Source organism: Parasedimentitalea nitratireducens (genome assembly GCF_057444295.1).
Genome location: NZ_JBYAXC010000001.1, coordinates 430,147 through 449,918, shown reverse-complemented (window position 1 = coordinate 449,918; position 19,772 = coordinate 430,147). Strand labels below are relative to the sequence as shown.

The 19,772-nt window shown below is 55.6% G+C and carries 23 protein-coding genes; 11 read left to right on the top strand and 12 right to left on the bottom strand.

Features of this window, described 5'->3' with window-relative positions:
• Positions 1–4 precede the first annotated feature (4 nt).
• On the top strand, positions 5–502 hold the full coding sequence (locus AC2T28_RS02305) for a MarR family winged helix-turn-helix transcriptional regulator (RefSeq protein WP_486747326.1): 498 nt from the start codon (positions 5–7) through the stop codon (positions 500–502).
• A 57-nt stretch (positions 503–559) separates the two neighbouring features.
• Here AC2T28_RS02305 and AC2T28_RS02300 read toward each other — a convergent pair whose 3' ends face one another.
• From AC2T28_RS02300 to AC2T28_RS02285, 4 genes are all read right to left on the bottom strand, one after another.
• Positions 560–1,549, bottom strand: coding sequence for an adenosine kinase (locus AC2T28_RS02300; protein ID WP_486747325.1), 990 nt, complete (start codon positions 1,547–1,549; stop codon positions 560–562).
• Positions 1,546–2,190, bottom strand: a complete 645-nt coding sequence (nth, locus tag AC2T28_RS02295) for an endonuclease III (protein WP_486747324.1) — start codon at positions 2,188–2,190, stop codon at positions 1,546–1,548. Before nth ends, AC2T28_RS02300 begins: the two co-directional genes overlap by 4 nt.
• Before the next feature lie 66 nt (positions 2,191–2,256).
• A complete protein-coding gene (locus AC2T28_RS02290) occupies positions 2,257–2,445 on the bottom strand; it encodes a hypothetical protein (RefSeq protein WP_486747323.1) in 189 nt (62 codons plus the stop codon).
• 21 nt (positions 2,446–2,466) lie between these two features.
• The gene (locus AC2T28_RS02285; RefSeq protein ID WP_486747322.1) at positions 2,467–3,135 is read right to left on the bottom strand and encodes a serine hydrolase domain-containing protein; all 669 of its coding nucleotides are present in this window, start codon (positions 3,133–3,135) and stop codon (positions 2,467–2,469) included.
• Between the two features lie 104 nt (positions 3,136–3,239).
• Between AC2T28_RS02285 and AC2T28_RS02280 the strand changes: the two genes are divergently transcribed.
• From AC2T28_RS02280 to AC2T28_RS02270, 3 genes are all read left to right on the top strand, one after another.
• The gene (locus tag AC2T28_RS02280) at positions 3,240–4,079 is read left to right on the top strand and encodes a methylated-DNA--[protein]-cysteine S-methyltransferase (protein ID WP_486748003.1); all 840 of its coding nucleotides are present in this window, start codon (positions 3,240–3,242) and stop codon (positions 4,077–4,079) included.
• A gap of 367 nt (positions 4,080–4,446) precedes the next feature.
• Positions 4,447–5,148 (top strand): helix-turn-helix transcriptional regulator, encoded by a 702-nt coding sequence (locus AC2T28_RS02275; protein WP_486747321.1) that lies wholly within the window; start codon positions 4,447–4,449, stop codon positions 5,146–5,148.
• 125 nt (positions 5,149–5,273) lie between these two features.
• Complete coding sequence (locus AC2T28_RS02270) at positions 5,274–5,945, top strand: YiaD family glycine zipper/OmpA-like lipoprotein (protein WP_486747320.1); 672 nt, start codon at positions 5,274–5,276, stop codon at positions 5,943–5,945.
• Positions 5,946–5,976: 31 nt separating this feature from the next.
• On the opposite strand, the gene AC2T28_RS02265 is transcribed toward AC2T28_RS02270, so the two are convergent.
• Positions 5,977–6,498, bottom strand: coding sequence for a YkgJ family cysteine cluster protein (locus AC2T28_RS02265; RefSeq protein ID WP_486747319.1), 522 nt, complete (start codon positions 6,496–6,498; stop codon positions 5,977–5,979).
• Between the two features lie 170 nt (positions 6,499–6,668).
• Here AC2T28_RS02265 and AC2T28_RS02260 point away from each other — a divergent pair, with 170 nt between their 5' ends.
• Entirely contained in the window at positions 6,669–7,205 is a 537-nt protein-coding gene (locus AC2T28_RS02260; protein ID WP_486747318.1) for an NADPH-dependent FMN reductase, read from the top strand.
• A gap of 16 nt (positions 7,206–7,221) precedes the next feature.
• On the top strand, positions 7,222–8,031 hold the full coding sequence (locus AC2T28_RS02255; protein WP_486747317.1) for an HTD2 family dehydratase: 810 nt from the start codon (positions 7,222–7,224) through the stop codon (positions 8,029–8,031).
• A 2-nt stretch (positions 8,032–8,033) separates the two neighbouring features.
• Here the strand turns inward: AC2T28_RS02255 and AC2T28_RS02250 are convergent, their stop codons facing one another.
• Positions 8,034–9,074: an NAD(P)/FAD-dependent oxidoreductase gene (locus AC2T28_RS02250; RefSeq protein ID WP_486747316.1), complete on the bottom strand. Its 1,041-nt coding sequence runs from the start codon at positions 9,072–9,074 to the stop codon at positions 8,034–8,036.
• Between the two features lie 58 nt (positions 9,075–9,132).
• Between AC2T28_RS02250 and mnmC2 the strand changes: the two genes are divergently transcribed.
• Positions 9,133–9,816, top strand: a complete 684-nt coding sequence (gene mnmC2, locus AC2T28_RS02245) for a tRNA (5-methylaminomethyl-2-thiouridine)(34)-methyltransferase MnmC2 (protein WP_486747315.1) — start codon at positions 9,133–9,135, stop codon at positions 9,814–9,816.
• A complete protein-coding gene (locus AC2T28_RS02240) occupies positions 9,797–10,687 on the top strand; it encodes a DMT family transporter (RefSeq protein ID WP_486747314.1) in 891 nt (296 codons plus the stop codon). The genes mnmC2 and AC2T28_RS02240 overlap by 20 nt, the downstream gene beginning before the upstream one ends.
• Here AC2T28_RS02240 and AC2T28_RS02235 read toward each other — a convergent pair.
• Positions 10,661–12,613, bottom strand: a complete 1,953-nt coding sequence (locus tag AC2T28_RS02235; RefSeq protein ID WP_486747313.1) for a lytic transglycosylase domain-containing protein — start codon at positions 12,611–12,613, stop codon at positions 10,661–10,663. The genes AC2T28_RS02240 and AC2T28_RS02235 overlap by 27 nt on opposite strands.
• A 140-nt stretch (positions 12,614–12,753) precedes the next feature.
• Between AC2T28_RS02235 and dapA the strand changes: the two genes are divergently transcribed.
• Positions 12,754–13,626, top strand: coding sequence for a 4-hydroxy-tetrahydrodipicolinate synthase (gene dapA / locus AC2T28_RS02230; RefSeq protein ID WP_486747312.1), 873 nt, complete (start codon positions 12,754–12,756; stop codon positions 13,624–13,626).
• Between the two features lie 234 nt (positions 13,627–13,860).
• Positions 13,861–14,379 carry an NADase-type glycan-binding domain-containing protein gene (locus tag AC2T28_RS02225; RefSeq protein ID WP_486747311.1) on the top strand — a complete coding sequence of 173 codons (519 nt, stop codon included), beginning with the start codon at positions 13,861–13,863 and terminating at the stop codon, positions 14,377–14,379.
• Between the two features lie 15 nt (positions 14,380–14,394).
• Here the strand turns inward: AC2T28_RS02225 and AC2T28_RS02220 are convergent, their stop codons facing one another.
• Positions 14,395–15,090, bottom strand: a complete 696-nt coding sequence (locus AC2T28_RS02220; RefSeq protein ID WP_486747310.1) for a hypothetical protein — start codon at positions 15,088–15,090, stop codon at positions 14,395–14,397.
• Positions 15,091–15,148: 58 nt separating this feature from the next.
• Entirely contained in the window at positions 15,149–15,538 is a 390-nt protein-coding gene (locus AC2T28_RS02215) for a ribonuclease E inhibitor RraB (protein WP_486747309.1), read from the bottom strand.
• Between the two features lie 363 nt (positions 15,539–15,901).
• On the opposite strand from AC2T28_RS02215, the gene AC2T28_RS02210 reads away from it, so the two are divergent.
• Positions 15,902–17,080, top strand: coding sequence for an ammonium transporter (locus AC2T28_RS02210; RefSeq protein ID WP_486747308.1), 1,179 nt, complete (start codon positions 15,902–15,904; stop codon positions 17,078–17,080).
• A 118-nt stretch (positions 17,081–17,198) separates the two neighbouring features.
• On the opposite strand, the gene AC2T28_RS02205 is transcribed toward AC2T28_RS02210, so the two are convergent.
• From AC2T28_RS02205 to AC2T28_RS02195, 3 genes are all read right to left on the bottom strand, one after another.
• On the bottom strand, positions 17,199–18,086 hold the full coding sequence (locus AC2T28_RS02205) for a LysR family transcriptional regulator (protein WP_486747307.1): 888 nt from the start codon (positions 18,084–18,086) through the stop codon (positions 17,199–17,201).
• A gap of 301 nt (positions 18,087–18,387) precedes the next feature.
• The gene (locus tag AC2T28_RS02200) at positions 18,388–19,269 is read right to left on the bottom strand and encodes a sigma-70 family RNA polymerase sigma factor (RefSeq protein ID WP_486747306.1); all 882 of its coding nucleotides are present in this window, start codon (positions 19,267–19,269) and stop codon (positions 18,388–18,390) included.
• Positions 19,266–19,727, bottom strand: a complete 462-nt coding sequence (locus AC2T28_RS02195) for a carboxymuconolactone decarboxylase family protein (RefSeq protein WP_486747305.1) — start codon at positions 19,725–19,727, stop codon at positions 19,266–19,268. Before AC2T28_RS02195 ends, AC2T28_RS02200 begins: the two co-directional genes overlap by 4 nt.
• Positions 19,728–19,772 lie beyond the last annotated feature (45 nt).

Here is a 19,772-nt window from a genome sequence, read left to right as displayed (position 1 = left end):
AATTATGGACCACGTAGATTTCATTACCCAGCAATGGGCAAAAGAGCGGCCTGACCTGGATGTCACGGCGATGGGGATCATTGGGCGCGTTGCGCGGCTGTATCTGGCGTACCAAAAGGAAATGCACAAAACCTTTGCCAAATATGGGCTGAACGCTGCCAAGTTTGATGTGCTGGCAACACTGCGCAGGGCTGGGGCTCCGCATACTCTGTCACCTGGTGCCTTGCTTGAGGCCACGATGGTCGCATCCGGTACAATGACCAACCGTATCGACCGGCTTGAAGCTGATGGTTTGGTACAACGAACCGTAAACCCCGAAGACAGCCGCAGCTTTCTGATCGCCCTGACGGACAATGGGCTGACCTTGATTGATGGGGTCGTCACCGAGCATGTCAAAACGCAGGCTTCGCTGATTGCCGAATTGGAGACATCCGAGGTCGAAGCATTTCAAGGGTTGCTCACCAAGGCACTGGTTGCTGCGGACCTAAGCCAAGAGGCTTAACAAAAAGGCCACCCGATTAGGGGTGGCCTCATGCATCTTTAAAATAGCCTTAGTTGATCAAACCAGACCTTCTGCCTTGAGCAGCGCCAGCATGTTAGCCTCGGGGCGTGGGCCAATGTGGCTGATCACTTCGCCGGCACAGACACAGCCGATTTTGGCACAGGTTTCCAGATCACGACCATTGGCCATGCCAAACAGGAAGCCAGCCGCAAACTGATCGCCAGCGCCGGTGGCATCAACAGGCACAACCTTGTTCACCGGAACATCAATACGTGTACCTTCGCTGACCACGGTGACGCCATCACCCGAGCGGGTGCAGACAACCAGTGGGCAGATCTCTGCGGTTTGTGCCAGAGCGGATTCCAGATCATCCGTTTCGAACAGCGATTTGATTTCGTCTTCGTTGCCGATCACATAGTCCAGCTCGTCCTTGATCAGCGACAGGAAGTCGGCACGGTGGCGTTCGACACAGAATGGGTCGGAAATGGCGATACCAGCCTTGCCGCCGCCTTCGTGGCAGCTGCGTGCCGCTTCCATAAATGCAGTCTTGCCTTTGTCCTTGTCGAACAGATAGCCCTCGAGGAACATGATCTGGGCTTGACCCGCAACATCCTTGGATACGTCAGCCGAGCTTAGCTCGGAGGAAATGCCAAGGTAGGTGTTCATCGACCGCTCACCGTCTGGCGACACAAAGATCATCGACCGCGAGGTCGGCAGCTCGCCGCCTTCGACCGGAGGGTTGACGAAATCAACGCCATCATCCTGCATCGCCTTGGCGTAGAACTGACCCAGCGCATCATCGTGCACCCTGCCGATGAATGCTGCGTCCAGACCCAGCGCGCCTGCGCCGGCAATTGTGTTGGCCACGGACCCGCCCGGTGTCTGAACACGGCCTTCCATCGCTCCATACAGCACTTCGCCGCGATCGCGTTCGATCAGCTGCATGATGCCTTTCTCGATCCCCATAAGGTCAAGAAAGCTGTCGTCGCTCTGGCTGATTACGTCCACAACGGCATTGCCGATGCCAACAATCTGGTAGGTTTTCATAGGTTTTTGTCCTCAAACATGCACAGGTCGCGGATCAGGCAGGTGCCACACAGCGGTTTGCGTGCTTTACAATGATATCGGCCGTGTAAAATCAGCCAGTGATGGGCGTGTTGCTGAAAATCAGCGGGAATATTGTCTTCAATGGCGCGTTCAACCGCATCGACATCCTTACCCGGCGCAATACCAGATCGGTTGCCAACGCGATAGATATGGGTGTCTACCGCCTGTGCAGGCTGCTGCCACCACATGTTCAGAACCACATTGGCAGTCTTGCGCCCCACTCCTGGCAGTGACACCAGCGCAGCACGAGAGTTGGGGACTTCGCCGCCGTACTCGTCCACCAAGATCCGTGACAGCTTGATCACGTTCTTGGCCTTATTGCGGTACAGGCCAATGGTTTTGATGTGCTCGATCAGCTGTTCTTCGCCAAGATCTAGCATTTTTTGCGGCGTATCGGCGATCTGGAATAACGCCTGGGTGGCTTTGTTGACGCCAACATCCGTTGCCTGTGCCGACAGAGCTACAGCCACGACCAACGTATAAACGTTGACGTGTTCCAGCTCACCCTTGGGTTCGGGCTCGGCTGCATGAAACCGCGTAAAGATCTCGCGGATTGTATGATAATCGAGTTGCTTGGCCATCGCGCGCCTTAATGACGTGACGGGCGGTATATCGCAACGAGAATCCGAGAAGTTCGCTAAGGCGGGTTAACTTTTGTGCTGGTCCGCAACAGCCACCGCGCCAAATTCAGCCGGTGTTTCATCTCCGCCCTTGGTAAAGGTGGCGACGGTCAATTTCAGCGCATGATCCGGAAAACTGGCAACCAGATTGGCACAAAATGGGCCACAGCCAGAATGGCCGATAATTCGCCCAGCACTGCCAGCCACCCCGATCATTACCCCCAAACCATATCCAATTTAACTCCAGACACGGCCCGGTATGGGGCCATCGCGCATTTGTTGGCAAAACATCAACTGGCGCGAAGTTTCGGATAATAGCCCTGGGTCCATCAGTGCCTGCAATGTTTTCGCAGCATCAAGCGCGGTTCCCACCAGGCAACCGTGGTACACCCAGCCCGGATGATATCCACCCGCATTGTCCCAGTGGATGGCTTCAAAATCTTCGGGAACCTTGGCGACTCGTGTGCCAAGCTCCAAGGGGCCGAAAATCTCGGTCTGCATTATCTCTGCAAGCGGAGCATCGTGAACGCGTTCCAACACTTGTCGTAACAAAAGGTAGCCAACATTGGAGTACAGCCAGCGCGAACCGGGAGCAAAGGCCAAGTCGGAATAGCTGACCTCATCAAGCAGACGTTCCGCCGACCACGGCGTCTCACCAGCGCTTACGGCTGACTTGTATCTATCCAGCGGTCCGTAGTCTCGCAGACCAGCCCGGTGCTGCAAAATCTGGAGCAATGTGATGGGATGCCCGTCATGGGGCTGATCAAGATCCAGTTTGTCAGCTTCGACCAACCGTAGAACCAATGTTGCGATAACCGGCTTGGTAAAGCTCCACCACGGGAACAGGGCGTTAGGTGCGTCGTCCTGCAAGACATTCCCTTTTTCGTTGAGCACTGCTGAAATCAACGCTGCCTCCTGTTTGTACCCTAGTCTTCTACCCGCAAGTTTCGGGTCGCTTGTTCACAAATAGCTACCTAATCTGAAAGCAGATGACGACAGGAGATGCGGCGATGAATATCCAGGCCAATGAACAAAGCTACCACTATGGTGTCATGCGCCGCGCGATCGAGCTTATCGACGAGGGCGGCGAAGACCTCTCATTGGATGAACTGGCACGCAAAATGGATATGAGCCCGGCGCATTTTCAACGGCTTTTCTCGGCTTGGGTTGGGGTTTCTCCAAAACGCTACCAGCAATACCTGCGTCTGGGTCATGCCAAGGCGCTGCTGAACGATCATTTCACCACGCTGGGAACAGCCCATGCTGTGGGGTTGTCGGGATCAGGGCGGTTGCATGACTTATTCTTGCGCTGGGAGGCGATGAGCCCAGGAGAATACGCCCGCAAGGGGCAGGGGTTGCGGATCAGCTATGGCTGGTTTGACAGTCCATTTGGCTTGGCCTTGGTTATGGGAACGCCCAAGGGGATCTGTGGCTTGGCCTTTGCGGCAGAAACCGGCACCGAGGCCGCGATGGAGGATATGGCCTCGCGTTGGCCCAATGCGGACTATGTCGAAGATGCCGACATGCTGCGCCCTCTGGTGACAGCTGCCTTTGAACGCAAAGGCGAAACCAGGCTGCACATGATCGGGGCACCTTTGCAGATCAAGGTCTGGGAGGCCTTGCTGCGCATTCCATCAGGTCAGGTCACAACCTATTCCGAGATTGCCCAATCGATTGGTGAACCGCGCGCCCAACGTGCTGTTGGAACCGCTGTTGGCCGCAATCCAGTCTCTTGGCTGATCCCCTGCCATCGTGCCCTGCGCAAGTCTGGTGCGCTGGGCGGGTATCACTGGGGGTTGCCAGTGAAACGCGCCATGCTGGCTTATGAAGCGGCCCGGGCCGAAGGGTAAACGCCTACTCGGCAGGGCCAAGCGGGCTGCGTGCTCCAGTTGGTGAACGTCTCACAAGCTTTCGTCTAAGCCAATGTTTTAATCGTTGCCCTGGCCGGAATGGCAAGGCCGCATCCTTTGGCCGCATCTGTGCCTGTTTCTGAGCATGAAGCCGGGCGTGGTAGTCTTTTTCTCGCTCGTGCGGTCGCTTGGGGCGTTGCGTTTCCCAGGCCCCCAATTGCAGGGTCATCATCACTTTGTGGTCGAAATAGCACATAATTGTCTCCTTGGATCACAAGCAAAATACGCAGAAGGCCACTGACACCCTGTTGTCAGTAGGGTCTGATAAGGTGTCAGCAGTCCGTACCCGCCAAATCTCAGGATTCCCATGCATCGCTCAAACCGATTGTTCGAAATTATCCAAATCCTGCGCGCCAGTGATCGCCCGGTTACGGCCGAAAGACTGGCGGAAACTTTGGAGGTCTCCGCTCGTACGATTTACCGCGACATAGCATCGTTGCAGGCTATGGGTACGCCGATCGAAGGCGAGGCCGGGCTGGGCTATATCATGCGCCGTGGCTACGATCTGCCACCGCTGAATTTTGACGCCGAAGAGGTGGAAGCACTGCAGGTTGGTCTATCGATGTTGGTGCGCACAGGTGACAGTGCGTTGCAGCAGGCTGCTCAGCGGATCTGCCACAAAATAGAAGGCTTACAGGCCGGTGCCGATTGGTTGCGTGTGGCGCCTTGGGGGGCAGCACCCGATGATCCGGCGATGGGCTGTGTGTCACTGGCAGGCCTTCGCGACGCAGTTCGAAGCGAGCAGAAGCTGCAGATCACCTATCGCGATGGAGACCAAGTCGAGAGCCACCGTACCATCCGTCCTGTGGCTCTCATCTACCATTTGGATTGCACGATGCTTGCTGCCTGGTGCGAGCTTCGTGGAGCTTTTCGCCACTTCCGAAGTGATCGGATCTGGCAATGCACACCGCTGGACGAGAGCTTTTCCGGGCAAAGTGCGGCCCTGCGCAAGCTATGGGCCGAACAGCATTCGTGGGAAGACGGTGGCGCAGCCGAAGCGGCAGAATAAGGATGGCCTTGCGCGGGGAATTGCCGATCTGAAAGGGGTTAGGGTTGAGCCGACAGGCATTAGCCCTGATATACTAGGGCAAAAGACGCGCGACAGGCGCGGTTTCGAGCAGAAAAGGCCATAACATGACCCTCGTGAAATTCTCTACCGCAACCGTTTTGGTTGCTGCCCTAGGCCTGAGCGCCTGTACAGACCCGGCGCAGCTGGGTGACTATAATGGTGATCCAAAGCAAAACACCAAAGGTGGCGCTGCCATCGGGGCGCTGATCGGCGCCGGTATCGGCGCTTTGTCCAACAGCAGCAACAAGACCGCAGCTGTCGTAGGTGGTGCGGCGATTGGTGCCGTGGCGGGTGGAGCCATTGGGTCGACTCTCGACAAGCAGGCCGCAGAGCTGCGCGAGCAACTGGCCAACGAAGATATTACCATCGTCAACACAGGTGACCGATTGATTGTGTCTCTGCCAAACGATCTGACCTTTGCCACCGACAGCTATACCGTCAGCCCTGCGGTGCAATCCGATTTGCAGCGCGTCGCGAATAGCTTGCTTCGCTATCCTGATAGTTCAGTCCAGGTAATCGGTCACACCGACAGCGACGGTGACGCCACCTATAACCAGGGCCTGTCAGTACGCCGCGCCAATGCTGTGGCCGATCAGATCCAAGCGGGCGGAGTTCCATACAACCGGGTTCAGACAATTGGACAGGGTGAAGATCAGCCGGTTGCCAGCAACCTGACACCCGAAGGCAAGGCGCAGAACCGTAGAGTTGAAATCGTGGTTATTCCACAAGCCAGCTAATTCATAACCGGGCCGCTTGATCCAAGCGGCCCTACTTTCCTTTGCGAAAGTTAGGCTGTAATTGCAGCCGCACATAGCGCACAAGCGTCTCAAAATGAAACGCGGCGTTCTGGAAAAGATACTTGTCGACATCTGCAGAACCACCGCTATGCGCGTTCTTCAAGGTTCGCATTGCTTGCGCTGCAGTTTGCACATTTTCGGAACGCTCTGTTTCAGGCGTTGCTCGGATCGCGGCCGCAATTGCCTTTTTCTGTAAGTCATGCAGCTCGGTCACAATTGCCATCGCATCTTGATCCGAAATGGCTCCTCGTTCATTTCGTTTCAGCAATTGGCAGCGGTATGTTCGGCAGGTTTCGGGGCGTTGGTCATAGCAGCCACAGGCACCGTCGTCGCCCAGCTGTGGGCACGGCAGACGCATACGCAGATTGCCATCGCGCAAAAACACCTCAACCCGATCCCCCAGTTTTTCAGCTTCATCTGGTTCTATCGGGAGACGTGCAAAAAGCGTGCCGTTACAGCAAAGCGAACAGGACACACACAAACCATCTGACATCTCAAACCTCTGTTACACAGCGCATTTTGAAGTGATTTCATGGAATTGTACGCGCGCTGGGGTTAATGTTTTGCACATGTGCACATAGGTTGCGCGGGGTTTGGGCTTTTGTATTTTGCCCCATCGCGTAAATGTCTGGACCAACAAATGTGCGAACAAAGGAAACCCAAATGCCTGCTCCAGTTATTCTGACCCTTTCCGGTTCCCTGCGCCGTGAAGCCTCCAATCGCAAACTGCTGGCCGAGGCAGTACGAGTGTTTGGCGATGCAACCCATGTCGAGGCAGACCTGAACTTACCGCTGTATAATGGCGATGATGAAAACCGTGATGGAATTCCTGCGATGGTGCAAAAGCTGGCGGATCAGATGGCTGCGGCTGATGCCGTTATCATCTCGACGCCCGAATATAACAAAGCCCCATCCGGAGTGCTGAAGAACGCGCTGGATTGGGTCAGCCGCACCGATGGTCGTCCCTTGGCAGGCAAACCACTGGCGGTCATGTCGGCAGCAGCCGGTCGCGCCGGTGGTGAGATGGCGCAGGCGATGTTGCGGACCATGCTCATCTCGTTTCAGCCACATGTGATCGCAGGCCCCGCCGTGCATCTGGCGGGATCGGGCAGCCAGTTTGACGAGGCAGGCCATCTGACCAGCGATCAGTATTTGACGAGCCTGTCGGCCTTGATGCAAAACTTGCGCAAGGAAATCTAAGGCCGGGGAAAAAAATATGGGCGCACAATCCGAAAACATCGTCACACAAACGGATGTGATGGACCCGGATCGTGCGTCAGCGTTGCAAATCGCGCTGGGTCAAGAGGTAAGCCTTCAGGCTAACAGCCCTTTGCCGCCCTTCTTTCACCAGCTGTATTTTTGGTCGCCTCAGCCCGCCGCAGAACTGGGTCGTGATGGCCACCCCCAGGTTGGCGGTGCTCTGATCCCCGATCTGGGGTTGCCACGTCGTATGTGGGCCGGGGGTCGCCTGTCTTTCTCCAGCCCCCTCTGCGCAGGTATTACGGCTGAAAAACGCTCGGTGCTAGAGACCGCAACCCAGAAAACTGGGCGCACCGGGCCCTTGGGGTTTGTCACGCTTAGACACGAAATTTGGCAAGGCGGGCAGCTTTGCCTGACCGAGTGGCAGGATCTGGTCTATCGCGAAGACCCCGATCCCTCCGCCCCAAAACCTGTTGCGCCCCAGGCGCGTCAGGACGAGACCGTTGCGCAAGAGGTTTCATTCAGCTCAACCCTGTTGTTCCGCTATTCTGCGCTGACCTTTAACGGGCACCGGATCCATTATGATCTGGATTATGCTCGTGATGTCGAAGGTTACACCGGGTTGGTGATACATGGGCCACTGTTGGCGCAGCACTTGATGTTACTGGCAATCGAGCAGCTACGTGAATTGGCTGAGTTCTCTTTCCGCGCCTCGTCGCCGCTGATGCACTTCGAAACAGCTACCCTGTGCATCAACGGTAACGACCTATGGGTGCGCGGCCCGGATGGGAGGCAATGCATGAGCGCGACTGCGATGCCGAAATAGCGCTACAGGTTATCCTCGACCCGGAACCCATCGGGGATTGCGTCAACTCCGTCCAGCACCAGATCCGCCATCACACGCGCCACTTTGGGGGCCATGCCAAAACCGATCTTGAAGCCGCCATTGGCGATAAAGTAACCGGGGCGATCCGGATAGGCCCCCAGCATTGGCGCACGGGATTTGGAGCGTGGGCGGACCCCGGCCCACCGCTCAATAACCTCGGCCCCATGTAACACCGGCATCAGCGTCAGGATGCGTTCGATCACATTGTCTAACAGCTCGTCGGTTTCGTGTGGATTTTCGAACTCGCGCTCACTGGTAGACCCAATCGCCAAGGTGCCATCTGAATGGGGCACCATGTACAGATTGTCGGCAAAGATCTGCGGCACGTCACCGGCATCAAAACGCAGCAGGGCTGACTGGCCTTTCACTCCGGTGCCGATGTTTTTGCCAAACTCGACGTTCAGTTCCTGCAACCCGGCATAGCCCTTGGCATGGATCACCAGACCTTGATCCTCGGCTTCTGGTACAACCTCAATCCCCATAACGCTTAACCCGGCAATCAGGCTAGCCCCGGCACGGCGGGGCGCTATACGGGCGGTCAAAGTATCATGGATGACAAATCCTGTCGGGCTGGGCGGGGACCAGGTTCCAAGATCAGAAGACTTGCAAACCGCCCATTCCGCCTCACCCTGCCATAACTCGCGCGCGGTCTCGGCGCGTCGCTGGGCCAAGGCCAGCGCTTTATCATCCTTGATTGGCTGCAAACGACCGGTACGGCCATATCCGGACGAAACGCCCCCGGCGGCCTCTACTTCGGCCCAGAAATCTTTGGCCATCAGCAGGCTTTCAAACTGAAAGGCCTTTTTGGCGTTCCAGTTCTCGGGCGCATGGGGGGCCAACGCGCCGACCAACCCTCCGCTGGACCCCGAGGCTGCGCCATGCGGATCGATGACCTGCACTTTAGCCCCGCGTCGGGCGCAGACCCAGGCGATTGTCAGCCCAAAAGCTCCCGCGCCACGCACTGTCACGTCTGCCATTGCCATTTGTCTGCCCTTTCGCCAAATTCGCGCCGTTCCAGACTACCATTTAGGGGATAATCACATGGCAGACCAGCAGGCGCGCCTCAGCTGGCGCGACGGGACCATTCCGGTGTCCGATCAATTCGATGACCCCTATTTCTCGCTTCAGGGTGGTTTGGCTGAAACCCAGCATGTGTTTCTGGCTGGTAATGACCTGCCAGCGCGGTTTGCGCCGGGGTTCCAGATTGCCGAACTGGGCTTTGGCACCGCCCTCAGCGCCTTGACCGCTTGGAAAACCTGGGAAGAGGCGGGCATGACCACACCCCTACGATTTACCAGTTTCGAAGCCTATCCGATGGCACCTGCCGAAATGGCCAAAGCCCTTACTGCGTTCCCCGAGATCGCACCTTGGGCCGCCCGCATGTTGCCGCACTGGCAGGTGGGCGGCGTTTGCGATTTGGGCACTATGCGGCTCGAAGTGATCATTGGCGACGCCCGAACGTCGCTGCCAGAGTGGACAGGGCAGGCCGATGCCTGGTTTCTGGACGGGTTCTCGCCTGCCAAAAATCCAGAATTATGGCAGCCAGATCTGATGCAGCACGTGGCGGATCACACCAAACCTGGCGGTAGCGCGGCAACCTATACCGCAGCCGGTTTTGTGCGCCGTGGGCTTGAGGATGCGGGATTTGAAATTACCCGCGTGCCCGGTTTCGGGCGCAAGCGGCACATGACAAAGGCACAACTGAATGACACAGGTCAGCACTGAACAGACCCAAACCAATAACGTGCCAATCGGCATTGTGCTGATGATCGCCGCAACGGTGGTTTTTGCCCTTCAAGACGGTATCTCGCGTCATTTGGCGGGCACCTACAACACCTATATGGTGGTGATGGTCCGTTACTGGTTCTTTGCGGCATTTGTCGTGTTCCTGGCGCAGCGCGCCCCCGGGGGGATCCGCGCTGCGGCAAAGACGGACCAGCTCGGACTTCAGATTTTTCGTGGTGCTCTGTTGGTGGCCGAAATCTGTGTCGCCGTTTATGGCTTTACGATTCTGGGGCTGATCGAAAGCCAAGCCGTATTTATCTGCTATCCATTGCTGGTTGCTGCATTAAGTGGCCCGGTTCTTGGCGAACGGGTGGGTTGGCGGCGCTGGTCTGCCATCGGCGTGGGTCTCATTGGCGTTTTGATCATTTTGCAGCCCGGTGTTGGCGTGTTCGACCCCGCTGCCCTGATCCCCTTTGCCTCGGCATTAATGTTTGCGGTCTATGGCCTGCTGACACGATATGCCGCCCGCAAAGATAGCACAGCCACAAGTTTCTTCTGGACTGGTATTGCCGGGGCTGTCTGCATGACGGCTGTTGGCATGTGGTATTGGGAGCCGATGGTAGGAAACGACTGGTGGTGGATGGCGCTGCTTTGCGTTTCTGGCGTCACTGGGCATTGGCTGTTGATCAAATGCTATGAGATGGCCGAGGCAAGCGCGGTACAGCCTTTTGCCTATTTCCACCTGATCTGGGCGGCCATGCTTGGAATTGCGGTGTTTGGCGAAGTGATCCGGACCAATGTGGCCATTGGTGCCGGGATCATTATTGCTGCGGGTCTGTTCACCCTATGGCGCGAACGCGCTAAGGGTTGACCCCATTAATTCATGTGAGAACGGGATGGGCAGTGGGGGCTTGCCCAACCGCGCCCGATAAACTGGTAGGCTCTCGGTGACACGCATGACGTAGTTTCTGGTTTCGTTGAACGGGATGTGTTCGATCCAGTCGATGATGTCTGGCCTGCCATCCCGTGGGTCACCATAGCGCTCCATCCAAGCGATGGGCCGTCGAGGGCCGGCGTTATAGCCCGCTGACATCATCACCACGTTGCCGTTGAACTCACCGGCCAAGCCCGCCAAGTAGTTGGCGCCCAATTTGGCGTTATAGTCCCACTCGACGGTCAGTCGTGATGTGGCGTGCTTAGCAAGAATGCCAAGCTCGGTTGCCACCAGTTTCGCCGTAGCGGGCATCACCTGCATCAGTCCCCGCGCACCAGCACCACTGATCACCTTGTGGTCAAACTCACTTTCGCGACGTGAGATGGCCAAAATCATATCCATGGCCATGGGCAACCTCACTTTTGTGACCGCATGCAGCGGGAAATAGGCCCCATACAATTCCATGCTTTGGCGGGCCGCCCGTTTTGAAATCATCACCGCCAAATGAGACTGGCCCATTTCAACAGCCATCATGCCCAATTGACGCGCCTGGGTTTCATTCAGGCCTTCCACCAGATGGGTCAGAAAACGCTCGGCCAAATCCAGCTCTTCGGCCTTCAGCAAGAGTAATCCGGCTTTCAGAACCGATGAGTTGACGAATTCAGCCTGTTTCCAAGACGGGATCTCGGGGGGATTGTTCAGGTCCGGGTCAAACGGGCGGCCGATTTCTTCGGCGGCCAATAGCCCGTAAAACGAGGTCTGATAGTTTGCTCCCAATGCATAGGCTTCGTGCGCCTTTTCCGGCTCGTCCATGGCGGCATAGGCGCGTCCCAGCCAGTAGCCGCCTCGACCAATAGAAATCGGGGTTTCGATCGAATCCAAAAATCGATCAAAGTGGCGGATGGCCGTCGCTGGATCGTTAAGTTTTCGCAGGGCAATATAGCCTGCCAGCCATTCAAGATCAGAATAGCTGTACCCAATGTCTGGCGTAGTGAAATGCCGGGCCGCCAGTTGATAGGCGCGTTGGTGGTTGCCGTCCCGCATGTCCTGACGCGCCAGATCGCGACGTCGTCGCGCCCATTGTTCTGGTTCACCCAGACCTGATGCACTGGCACTGCGTTCCAGCATCAGCTTAATCGCATCTTCACGGCGTTTTTTGCGGTCGCGCCAGGCGAACCGATCATAAGCCAGCCCAGCTGTATCTTGTAGCTTGGCCGGTATTGCTTCGATCTTGGTATCAACGCCGGGCGCGCGTTCCTGCAGGGCAATACGTGCCACTGCCAGCTTGCGTTCGCCTTCTGGGACCAACGACAACATGCGTTTCGAGCTCACCAGATGGTTATCCCACAACAGACGGTCCAGCCGTGCCGCATGGTGTGGTTTCAGCAATTTGGAGAAATCCTTGAGATAGGCCGCTTGGATGGCAGACCCCATCGGCATGGTACGCCATGCCTTCACCAAATTGACCTCAGCATCGCCACGGTTGTCGCTTGCGATCAACGCACGGGCAAGGCTTAGCACGCCCTCTGCGGTCTGCGGTGCTGTGCTCTCATAGAACTTCAGCACAACCTTGGTTCCTGCCGCTGCAACAGCTGGTTCACGGCGCTTTCTCAGATAGGCCAGCCCCGGCCAATCAGGGCGACGCGCCAGAAATTCTAGCGTGTCATCAGCTGATCCCATGCCTTCTCGAAGCCGGTGCCATTCAATGACATCCGCCGCCACACCACCCGGTTCCCCGGCCTTGCGCGCGGCCTCGTCCCATTTCTCGGACCGCATCAAATCCAGCGCGGCTCCTAACTGTGCTGATGCAGGAGCAACCCAGAGCGTAGAAAATAAGGCCAGAAGAGCCAGAATGCGTGTCATCACTTGCATTTCCCAATGAACCAAGGCTAGAGCGGGCTACGATAATCTGTGGATCGCCGGGTTCAACTCAATTCCTCGGCAGATCCACTTGGTCGGCGGGTGGTTGCCCGCCCGGGAAACACAGCTAAAGGAGCGTGCCCATGTTCAAAGGCTCTATGCCAGCCCTCGTCACTCCGTTTAATAACGGCGAGTTGGATCTGGATACGCTCAAACACTTGGTCGAGTGGCAAATCAGCGAAGGCTCCACCGGTCTGGTCCCAGTTGGAACCACCGGCGAAAGCCCAACCCTGACCCATGACGAGCACGAGAGAGTGATCGCTGAAGTGGTCAAAGCAGCCGCTGGTCGCGTGCCAGTGATCGCAGGTGCCGGGTCAAACAACACGGTTGAAACGATTCGTTTTGTGGAATTTGCCAAGGAAGTCGGCGCCGATGCCGCGCTGGTAGTGACGCCGTATTACAACAAACCAACCCAACGTGGCTTGATGGCGCATTTCACCGCCGCACATGATTGTGCCAACATTCCGATCATCATCTACAATATTCCCGGCCGTTCGATCGTCGACATGACTCCGGCTACCATGGGTGAGCTAGCCAAGTTGCCAAACATCGTGGGCGTCAAGGATGCCACTGGTGATCTGGCCCGTGTCAGCCAGCAGCGCGCCAGCTGTGGTGCTGATTTCATCCAACTGTCCGGCGAAGACGCCACCGCGTTGGGCTTTAACGCTCACGGGGGTGTTGGCTGCATCTCGGTCACAGCGAACGTGGCCCCCAAACTCTGCGCCGAATTCCAAGCGGCAACTCTGGCAGGGGATTATGCTAAGGCACTTGAGTATCAGGACAAGCTGATGCCCCTGCACGAGGCGATCTTTATCGAGCCGGGCCTGGTTGGCGCTAAATACGGCCTGTCGAAACTGGGTCTGTGCAGCGAAGAAGTTCGCTCACCTTTGACCGGTTTGGAAGACAGCACCAAGGCCGCCATCGACGCCGCAATGGCCCACGCTGGCCTGCTGTAAGCTTAGCCAGTCTTAGAATAGCTAAGGCGGCCTCCATCTGGAGCGCCGCCTTTTTCTTGTCGCCGACCCTCTGCTACAGGGGGCGTATTTTATTCTGGTGCGCGTTTTTTGCTGCAATAAATTTGTGCGGTTCTGTTTTCGCGGATTTTGTTGCTATGGTAAATAAACCAGCTATTTGGCGAGCTATCGCTAATATTTCCCTGTTTCGGCAGGTCTTTGTGAGGGAGTAATACTATGAGAGTTTTCTTCGGCCTGGTCGCTTTTTTCTTAGCAACACTTCAGGCAACTAGTGATGCCGCCGCCGAAACCTGCGTGAATGATGCGTGGTACCCGGGTCAATACGAACTCTGCGTCAGCTCTGTTCTCGCTCCCCAGGGTAAGAACACCTATGGCCCGCGTCACCTCAGCCCGCGCGGCGAGGGCAACGGGGCATGGTGCGAAGGCGTCAAGGGTAATGGCATCGGCCAGACCATCTCTTTCCGGTTCCAGGAAGGGCCACAAAATGTCTCAATCATTGATCTGTTGAACGGCTATCAGAAATCGGACAAGCACTACCGCACCAATGGCCGCATCCGCAGTGTCGCGATTTCCAGCAACAAAGGGCAGCTGGGTGTGTTTGAAGTTCCTGACATCAAATACGCCAACATAGAATTCCCCCAAGGCAAGTATCAATGGCTCAAGCTTGAGGTGCTTTCGGTGTATCCTGGCACAAAATACCATGACGTTTGCATCACCGGCATTTCTCCGATGTAGGTCTGGGCTGGATCGCTAGCTAAAACTAAATGAAAGAAATACACGATCGCCCGAATAATAGGCTTCGTTTTCAGTGCCGAAACCATATGTGATTTCACTTTCTGAAGCGTTCAAGAACTGTATTTCAAGATTTTGCACGTCCCGCCACTGGGCTGCGCAATCCAAACCCGGGCGGCGATAGTGGAAAATGCTTCCGCCTCCGTCGCCCCAATTCAGCATTGCCGTGGTGTTCGTGTACTCGTCATTTACGTAAACTTCGGTAACAGTCAGAGTTTTGAGACCATCAGGAGATGGAAGGCCAACCAAGATTTTTTCGGTGATGTTAAGCCGTTTTTTCTTGCGACGTTTCTTGGTGGGGCGTGGTTTGCTTATTTGCGACAGGAAATGGTCTAGCGCCTGGCGACGGCCGTCAACATCAGTCGCGCTTGCATCTCTTTGCTGCCAGTTCTCGAGGTTCGCGCCCGACACAATGATTGTTCTGACCTGTCCGAGCAAATCTTCATCCAATGACTGTGTTTCCCACTGTGCCAAAGCAAGCGCAAAAAGAGCTTCGTGAGCATCATCGGTATCGACAAAGGCATCGGCATATTCTTCTCGTACTAAGCGCGAGCCCTGTTCAGGTGTCCCACCTTCGTTGTAACAGTCGTAGAAGCTTTGATAGATGTCCTGAAACGTATCGTCGTGACCAATGTCATAAGACCAGGTGCCCATTTACCCTCTCTTTCTCTTAACCCTGGCGGGTATCCTGTTTTGCTGACCATCAACCGCTCTACTGGTCAGGATGAGTGCCCCAACCATCGAATTCTGCGTCGTATGCGAACCCGGTTCGGCACATGGTTTCAGTCCATTCAAGTACGGTGCCTTCATTCATAGTGATGGGGGTGGTCCATCCTGTGACAACAAACTGGTTACTATCACTAGTTGACGGGCCGTATTCACTTGAATACCCGAGCGCTTCCATCTTGTTGCTCAACGATGCGGCTTTCGTTTTCGTATCCGTAAAGAAGAAATACTCCAGCCTCAGATGCGTCTCTTCTGTGACGTCGTATTTGTACAACTTGCGAAGAGTATCGGGCGTCATTGCCAACTGGTGAGCAAGATTCTCCTGAAACTGTTCGTCGGTTCGAAATTGACACGCGATAGCTGAGCTGTTGATCAAAAGGCCAAATAGGCCAGTCAGTATAACAATAAGTTTTTCATAGGGGCAGGTTAGGGGCGGCTTCCAACTTCGTAAACTGTGAATTTTTGAGCGGCGATTGTTTGGGCTAAACCTCAAATTCGCGAGCCAGTTTCACCAGCGAAACGTCTCTCCGCTTGATAACTACGGGATATGCCTGCATCAGCCTCGACTTTCACATTTCGGCGCATTTTTGTGCGCATGCTTAAATCAGCGGTTAAATACCGTTCAGTTTTCGAACCGCCGTGATTTTACCCTGCCACTAACAAAGGTGCCTCTTTCCTTTGCGCCACCAAAACGGTTCATCGCTTTGACGTTGGAATCCAAACGCGAACGGAGAGAGATATGAACGGTGCAGATACCGCTTGGATAATGGTCGCAACGGCATTGGTGTTATTCATGACACTGCCGGGGCTGGCGCTTTTTTACGGCGGGCTGGTGCGGGCGCGAAATGTGCTCAGCGTGTTCATGCACTGCTACGCCATCGCTTGCTTGATGAGCGTTTTGTGGTTCGCCTTTGGTTATACAATCGCGTTTGGTGACGGCAACGCCTATTGGGGCGGCCTCGGTAAGATGTTCCTTGATGGTGTCACCGTCGATAGCCTGTCCGGCACCCTGCCAGAGGTTCTGTTCTTTGCCTTTCAGATGACATTCGCAATCATCACACCTGCGCTGATTGTTGGCGCCTATGTTGAGCGCATCCATTTTGGGTTTGTCATGGTGTTTTCCGGCCTGTGGATGCTGCTGTGCTATGCACCCGTTGTCCACTGGATCTGGGGCGGCGGCTTTATGGCCGATGGTGGCATCTTTGGTGATGTCGGCGTCAAAGACTTTGCTGGCGGTATCGTGGTGCACGAAACTGCAGGTATCGCTGCCTTGGTTCTGGCGGTCATGCTGGGCGCGCGTAAAGTGAGAAACAAGCCACCACATTCACCAACATTTGTGATGCTGGGCGCTGCCATGCTCTGGGTTGGCTGGTTCGGCTTCAACGGTGGTTCGCAACTGGCCGCTGATGGTGGTGCCGCGATGGCGATCACCGTGACACATATCTCTGCCGCTACAGCCTCGCTGACCTGGGCGCTGTGGGAGCGCATTAAATACGGCAAGGCCAGCCTTGTTGGCATTGTGACCGGTACTATCGCTGGTCTGGCCTCGATCACACCCGCCTCTGGTTTTGTTGGCCCTGTCGAAGCGATGATCATTGGCGCAATTGCTGGTGTCATGTGTCAGGAAGCCGTGAACCTGATCCGTAACGTGTTCAAAATCGACGACACATTGGATGTGTTCGCGGTTCACGGCGTTGGCGGTATCTTTGGTACCATCATGATCGCAGCCTTTGGCGAAGGTTCCTGGGCTGCACAGCTCGGCGCACTGGCAATTGTCGGCGTTTTCACCTTTGTAGTGTCTGTTGTTCTGGTCAAGATCACCGCCCTGATCACACCCTTCCGCGTCTCAGAAGAGATGGAGGTCAACGGCCTTGACCTCGAAGAACACGGTGAGCGCGCCTACGAATTCAATTCGTAAGACAAGGTCATCATTTTCCAGACCTCGTATGTAGAGGGCGTCCGATCAGGGCGCCCTTTTTACGCTCCCAGCCCGAAATCTATGAGATAACCAAAGCTGTTTGGTCAAATATCCAGGGTCACTTGAACAGGGCTGCATAGCGAGGTGCAAAATACTTAACGAAAGACCTTAATTCCTTACGCCGGTAAGCCTGTGGTGAAACAAGTAGCACATGTGGTCGGCTAAGTTCTTCGATGGGATCAGAGCATTGAACAAGAGTGTTGTCCTTCTCTGATAGGCGAATGTTGAGCAGCCCCAAACCATGGCCAGCCTTAACAGCTGCTATCATGAGGTCGACTTCACTGTAGGTCATAGAGATCTGAGCCGGAAGAACGTTATTGATCATCCATTCATGCAGGTCGCCTGGAATGCCTTCACGCAAGAACGTTACAAATTGGTGTCCATCTAGTTTGTCCACCGAGGGTGGGACCCCATGTCGTTCAACATAATGCTTGGATCCGTATAGTGCCCATTGGGCGGTACTGATGTTCCTGCGTATGAGGCTGGCATCGGGTTCATTTCTGGAAATACGCAGCGCTATATCTGCCTCACCGGCCATTAGGTCCAAGGCATTCAAGCTGGGTAAAAGTTCAAAATCGACCTTTGGGTGCAAAGCGGAATAAGCACTGAAAATATTCATCACACGAGGTGAAAAATTACCGCTGTAGGCTGTAATTCGAATAGGCCTCGTACAGGACAGTTGCTCTGCCCGCGCCTCCAGCTCCAAAGCCGCCTTTTCCATGGATGTAGCCAAGGGATAAAGCTGCCGCGCCGCTTCTGTTGGATGAAACCCTCTCGTATCCCTCTCAAATAGCGTTATGTCAGTTTCGTGTTCCAAAACTTCGATACGACGTGCGACGGTCGGTTGGGATAGGCCCAGCTTGTGAGAAGCCGCAAGGGTCGAGCCTTCACGGTAGACAAAAAGAAAGGCACGAACGTCTGACCAGTTACCAATGACACTCTTCATTTTTGTATAGCAGCACAAATTTTGGCCAGATACCAGTGTGCCGGTCAGTCAGCTATTCTTGGTAGATAAGCCGCAATGCAGGGAGTAGAGCGATGACTAGCTTCGCCATACGGGGTTCTTTCCTAACACATCTGGTATCATTTTCATGGCTCAAGCGAACCAAGCGTCGCCCTGAAACTAGTACTCCGGAGGAGGCGCGGAACAGGCGGGATTTTATCCAGCGTACCTTGACTGCTCAGCCTGACGCCTTCTCTAGTGAATTGGACGTACAGGTGCTGATGCAGCTTTTCCCGGGGAAATTCTAGTCCAACAACGGTTGCAAGTGTTCGGTCTTGTCTGGATTGCGGACCACGTAAATACGGTGGATCTTGCCATCCACGATCTCTAACGAGCTGGCTTGCACGATGCCATCGGCCTCGTGGCTGATAATGGCAGGCAGGCCGTTCAACTGGCACACTTTCCAGTCCTTGGGAATAACACCACCTTGCTTGCGGACCAGCCCCTCGATGAGCCGCATCGTACGGTCGCGCCCATAGATGGGGTTCAGTGCCGCCATCGCCTTGCCGCCGCCATCCGAGATCAGCTGCACGTCTTTGGCCAATAACTGCATCAGCGTTTTAGTGTCCCCGGTTTTTGAGGCGGCAAAGAACGCGCGGGCCACGTCTTCACCTTTCTGTTTGTCTACATGTGCCCGAGGTTTCTCTTGTTGCACATTGCGACGAGCACGTGTTGCCAGTTGCCGACAACTGGCCTCGCTGCGCCCAAGGGCCGAGGCAACCTCGCCATAGTCGCAGTCAAACACGTCATGCAGCAAAAACGCCGCGCGCTCTAGCGGGGTCAACCGCTCCAACGCCAGCAAAAGGGCGACGGATACATCATGATCCAGCACCTCAATCGCCTCATTGGTCACAACAGGTTCGGGCAGCCATTCCCCTGGATAGACCTCACGCTTGGCCCGCGCAGATTTGAGCTGATCAAGGCACAGCCTTGTGGTGATCCGCATCAGATACCCCACAGGGTCGCGCACCGTCTCCTGTGCAACCAATTGCCAGCGTAGATAGGCATCTTGCAAGATGTCCTCGGCGTCACTGACGGTGCCCAGCATGCGATAGGCGGCCGCAAATAGTCGCGGCCGCGCGTCCAAGAAACTGTCAGTCTCGGATGTATCAGTTTTGGATGTCACGCGGCGTTTGCCTCCTGCGCCACAGGATGTGGTGTGGCAAAGCCGATGGCAATACGGTTCCAGGCATTGATGGTCGAAATTACCAGCATTAGGGCCACTTGATCCCTCGCTTCAAATTGGGCGGCCACTGCATTGTAATCCACTAGGGGTGCCCCAGTCGTTTCGATCCGGGTTAGGGCTTCTGCCCAGCCCAAGGCCGCGCGCTCACGGTCTGAAAACAGCGAGGATTCATGCCAGGCATTCAGCAAATGCATACGGTCTTCGCTTTCGCCATTGGCGCGGGCAACGTGGGTGTGCATGTGGATACAATAGGCGCAGCCGTTGATCTGCGAAACGCGCAGTTTCACTAGCTCAATCAGATTGTGTTCTAACCCGCTGTCCTTAATGGCGTCTTCCATTGCCAACATTGGCTTTAGCAGATCAGGGGCAGTGGCAAAATAGTCTAGGCGTAGTGTCATCGTCGGTTCCTTTTGTTGACGTCTCAGGAACAGGACGAGGTAGCG

Excerpts from the sequence above, each read along its gene's own strand:
- AC2T28_RS02305 (WP_486747326.1), top strand. The coding sequence starts at position 5 with ATGGACCACGTAGATTTCATTACCCAGCAATGGGCAAAAGAGCGGCCT.
- AC2T28_RS02300 (WP_486747325.1), bottom strand. The coding sequence starts at position 1,549 with ATGAAAACCTACCAGATTGTTGGCATCGGCAATGCCGTTGTGGACGTA.
- nth (WP_486747324.1), bottom strand. The coding sequence starts at position 2,190 with ATGGCCAAGCAACTCGATTATCATACAATCCGCGAGATCTTTACGCGG.
- AC2T28_RS02290 (WP_486747323.1), bottom strand. The coding sequence starts at position 2,445 with ATGATCGGGGTGGCTGGCAGTGCTGGGCGAATTATCGGCCATTCTGGC.
- AC2T28_RS02280 (WP_486748003.1), top strand. The coding sequence starts at position 3,240 with ATGAATATCCAGGCCAATGAACAAAGCTACCACTATGGTGTCATGCGC.
- AC2T28_RS02275 (WP_486747321.1), top strand. The coding sequence starts at position 4,447 with ATGCATCGCTCAAACCGATTGTTCGAAATTATCCAAATCCTGCGCGCC.
- AC2T28_RS02270 (WP_486747320.1), top strand. The coding sequence starts at position 5,274 with ATGACCCTCGTGAAATTCTCTACCGCAACCGTTTTGGTTGCTGCCCTA.
- AC2T28_RS02265 (WP_486747319.1), bottom strand. The coding sequence starts at position 6,498 with ATGTCAGATGGTTTGTGTGTGTCCTGTTCGCTTTGCTGTAACGGCACG.
- AC2T28_RS02260 (WP_486747318.1), top strand. The coding sequence starts at position 6,669 with ATGCCTGCTCCAGTTATTCTGACCCTTTCCGGTTCCCTGCGCCGTGAA.
- AC2T28_RS02255 (WP_486747317.1), top strand. The coding sequence starts at position 7,222 with ATGGGCGCACAATCCGAAAACATCGTCACACAAACGGATGTGATGGAC.
- AC2T28_RS02250 (WP_486747316.1), bottom strand. The coding sequence starts at position 9,074 with ATGGCAATGGCAGACGTGACAGTGCGTGGCGCGGGAGCTTTTGGGCTG.
- mnmC2 (WP_486747315.1), top strand. The coding sequence starts at position 9,133 with ATGGCAGACCAGCAGGCGCGCCTCAGCTGGCGCGACGGGACCATTCCG.
- AC2T28_RS02240 (WP_486747314.1), top strand. The coding sequence starts at position 9,797 with ATGACACAGGTCAGCACTGAACAGACCCAAACCAATAACGTGCCAATC.
- AC2T28_RS02235 (WP_486747313.1), bottom strand. The coding sequence starts at position 12,613 with ATGACACGCATTCTGGCTCTTCTGGCCTTATTTTCTACGCTCTGGGTT.
- dapA (WP_486747312.1), top strand. The coding sequence starts at position 12,754 with ATGTTCAAAGGCTCTATGCCAGCCCTCGTCACTCCGTTTAATAACGGC.
- AC2T28_RS02225 (WP_486747311.1), top strand. The coding sequence starts at position 13,861 with ATGAGAGTTTTCTTCGGCCTGGTCGCTTTTTTCTTAGCAACACTTCAG.
- AC2T28_RS02220 (WP_486747310.1), bottom strand. The coding sequence starts at position 15,090 with ATGGGCACCTGGTCTTATGACATTGGTCACGACGATACGTTTCAGGAC.
- AC2T28_RS02210 (WP_486747308.1), top strand. The coding sequence starts at position 15,902 with ATGAACGGTGCAGATACCGCTTGGATAATGGTCGCAACGGCATTGGTG.
- AC2T28_RS02205 (WP_486747307.1), bottom strand. The coding sequence starts at position 18,086 with ATGAAGAGTGTCATTGGTAACTGGTCAGACGTTCGTGCCTTTCTTTTT.
- AC2T28_RS02195 (WP_486747305.1), bottom strand. The coding sequence starts at position 19,727 with ATGACACTACGCCTAGACTATTTTGCCACTGCCCCTGATCTGCTAAAG.